Annotated in this window: 2 protein-coding genes; both read right to left on the bottom strand. The window is 67.9% G+C overall.

Annotation, left to right across the window (positions count from 1 at the left end; all coding sequences use genetic code 11):
* Positions 1–214, bottom strand: a 214-nt coding sequence (locus GL263_RS26125; RefSeq protein ID WP_182858204.1) for a DUF397 domain-containing protein, incomplete at its 3' end; no start/stop codon positions are given.
* Between the two features lie 97 nt (positions 215–311).
* The gene (locus tag GL263_RS26120) at positions 312–1,337 is read right to left on the bottom strand and encodes an NsdA family TPR-like regulatory protein (protein ID WP_194377927.1); all 1,026 of its coding nucleotides are present in this window, start codon (positions 1,335–1,337) and stop codon (positions 312–314) included.
* Between the last annotated feature and the right edge of the window lie 304 nt (positions 1,338–1,641).

Here is a 1,641-nt window from a genome sequence, read left to right as displayed (position 1 = left end):
GATCCCCGCGCCTCAGCGCGGCCGTGAAGGCGCCCCAGCCGGTCACGCCGAAGAGCAGCGTCGGCCCCTGCGGGGCCTTGCTGTCCCGTACCAGGAACTCTCCCGTCGCCCTGGCGTGCTCGGGAGCCCACTGCACACACTGACCTCCCTGACCGCCGCTGTAACTGCTGCTGAACCACCGCGTCTCACGCGGGTTCGGTGTGCTGCTGCTCATCTGTGTATTCCTTCATCATCGAGCGGATAAGGCGCAGCGACCGGGTTTCCGACTCAGCGGAAGCGCGCAGCCGCGGTCCCCCAGGAGTGCCGTCCTCTCACGTCTGGGCGGCGATGCGTTCGGTGAGTTCCGCGGCGGTCGGGTCGTGGGGGATGCTTCGGAGGCGTGCGGCGATGTTGGTCATGCCGTCGTTGACGCGCACGGACCGGACGCCCTCCGAACAGTCCAGGAAGTCACGCCACGTGGCGAGCGCCTGGGCGGTGTCCCCGCGCTTGAGCTGCACGTGCCCGAGGTCCGCGAGCACGATCGCACGAGTACGTTTGCGGTCGAGCCCGTGGATGTCCAAGGCGAGGCGAAGGTGTTCCTCCGCTGCGGACAGATCGCCCAGCCGCAGGTGGATCATGCCCGACTCGTGCGCCCAGCGGCCGTGACTGTAGTGACTCGCCCACGACTGGCCGGGCCGCATCGACGCGTGTTCCATCGCCGACTGCGCGGCGGTCAGCATCCTGGCCGCCGTCACCTGGTCGCCGTCGGCTGCGGAGGCACGGGCGAGCGTGTTGCGGTAGTAGGCGAGCGCCTTGGGATTGCTGAGCTTACGGCCGCGCTGCTCGCATGCCTCGGCCAGGCGCACGGCGGTCGGGATCTGACCGAGGTCGACGGCCTGGTCCGCAAGACCGCGCAGGGCCGTTGCGGCGAGCTCGTTCTCTCCGGCTTCCGCGGCGAGCTTGAAGGCGTGCAGGTGGTACCGCTGGCTCAGCCCGTGATCTCCCTCGTCGCGCGCCATCCAGCCGATGAGATGGACCAGTTCACTGGTGGCGGCGAAGAGCTCACGACCGACCTTCTCGCTGTACCGGCCGTCCAGCCAGCGCTTGACGTCGACGGTGAGGTACCGCACGGCAAGATGCCGGGCGTGGCCTCCGCCAAGCTCCGAGGCGGCGTCTCCGAGCGTGGTGGTCATCGTGCGGACAGCCGTCACCTCACCCATACCGACGGACACCGGCCCGGGGCGGTTCGCGCGGCGGGTCACGGCCTCCGCGTCAGGGGAGTCGAGCGCCGCGAGGCCAACGGCGGCGGACACCGCGAGGAACTGCCGTCGGTCCACGTCTCCTCCTCCAAGGAGCATCACGGGAGTCCCACCGTAGCGGCGACCAGCGCATTCCAACGTTTGCATGAAATCTGATGAGTTGTTAGCCTTCAGGCTAACAACTCATCAGATTTCTGATTGAGGAATAGAGAGAACCCCGGCGGGAGCGGCAACTCCCCCGGGGTGTGGTCACCATCCACCTACTCAAGAAGGACCCTGGCGACGTGTGTGAGTTTATCGTGCGTGCCTTCGTGGCGTGTGTGCGTTTGTTGCTTCTGATCGTGTTTCCCGCTCGGGGGCGGCATCGGGGGGCTGGCCGCGTGGTGGCGGCCGGGTGCAGTTG

Origin of the sequence: Streptomyces durbertensis (assembly GCF_014156695.1) — a bacterium.
Classification (GTDB): Bacteria; Actinomycetota; Actinomycetes; order Streptomycetales; family Streptomycetaceae; genus Streptomyces; species Streptomyces durbertensis.
This window is presented reverse-complemented; position numbering and strand designations above follow the sequence as displayed.